Below are 1,307 nucleotides of genomic sequence, written 5' to 3' on the forward strand. Positions count from 1 at the left end.
TGAAGTGCCCCGAGTTTTGTTCCTAGGCATTTGCCTTGATTTCTATTATTGCTTGGGGTGAGTTCTGCTTCCAAAATTCGGTTTCCACCTCGACCGGGGTTCGGTATCCCAAGCTTTGGTGGAGCCTTGTCTCGTTCCACCATGACACCCACTCGAACGTCGCGATTTCTACCTCGATAACGTCATCCCACCTGCGGGTATGGATCAGCTCGTTCTTGTAGGAGCCGTTAACGTTTTCAGCCAAAGCATTGTCATAGGAGTCACCAACCGTCCCAGTGGAAGCGGCAATGCCATGCTGGGCAAGTCGCTCGTTGTAGACCACGCTCACGTACTGCGACCCATGATCCGAATGGTGAATGAGACCTGTCGTTTCCTCAGCACACACGATCGCCTGGTTGAGAGCCTGCAGCGGCAACGCTTCGGTGCGCATCGAGTCTGATAGCGCCCACCCAACGATTCGCCGGGAGTAAACGTCAGTGACAAACGCAGCGTACACAAAGCCTTTCTTCGTGCGCACATATGTAATGTCGGCTACCCACAGTTTATTCGGGCTCTGAGCTTTGAATTCGCGTTCCACCAAGTCCGGGCGCAGATCAGGCACGTGAGCTTTTCGGGTTGTGATCGGTGATCCGCCTTTGCCTTTGCCAGAAACACCGGCCAGGCGCATCAGCCGGGCAGTTTGTTCACGCCCGATATCGATTCCGTCACGGCGGAGTGCATGCCACATTTTCCGCACACCGTAAACACCGTAATTATCCCGATGAATAGCACTAATGCGTTCAACCAGCACAGCATCACGAAGACGACGAGCACTTAATCCACGGGCCTTGGACTGGCGATACCCACGCGAGGTGATAAACCCACCAGCCCGGTTATTCTTCAACGTCTTACACATGAACTCGACAGAGAAACGATTCCGGTATTCATCGATGAACCGGATCATTTCCGACGTTTTGGGTCGAGTTCCGACGCGAAAAAAGCCGAGGCAGCCTTCAGCAGCTCATTAGTATCGCGTAGCTCTTGATTTTCACGACGCAACCTCGCGTTTTCAGCGGCCAAATCTTCAGGCACAGGTTCTGGGGAGTTTCCCGAACGGCGGGCCTGCTGGGTCCATTGGCGAGCTGTGTGCCATGAAACCCCCAACTTTGGAGCTACTGCCTGGCACGCGGCTTGCATCGACATATTTTCCGCCAAGATGCGGTCCTCAACAAGACGAACCACTCGGTCCTTCGCATCCTGGTCAAATTTTCTCGGCATATTCCAGATTTTCCCATCTACTCAAACGGAACAAAACCTGGGACACTTCA

The 1,307-nt window shown here is 53.6% G+C and carries 1 protein-coding gene; it reads right to left on the minus strand.

Annotation, left to right across the window (positions count from 1 at the left end; genetic code table 11):
• Window positions 1-22 precede the first annotated feature (22 nt).
• A protein-coding gene (locus tag QP941_RS11510) for an IS3 family transposase (RefSeq protein ID WP_284869004.1) occupies window positions 23-1,257 on the minus strand; the annotation gives its coding sequence in 2 pieces (ribosomal slippage) (window positions 23-969 and window positions 969-1,257; 1,236 coding nt in all).
• Between the last annotated feature and the right edge of the window lie 50 nt (window positions 1,258-1,307).

The organism is Corynebacterium sp. MSK150 (assembly GCF_030229215.1).
Taxonomy (GTDB): Bacteria; Actinomycetota; Actinomycetes; order Mycobacteriales; family Mycobacteriaceae; genus Corynebacterium.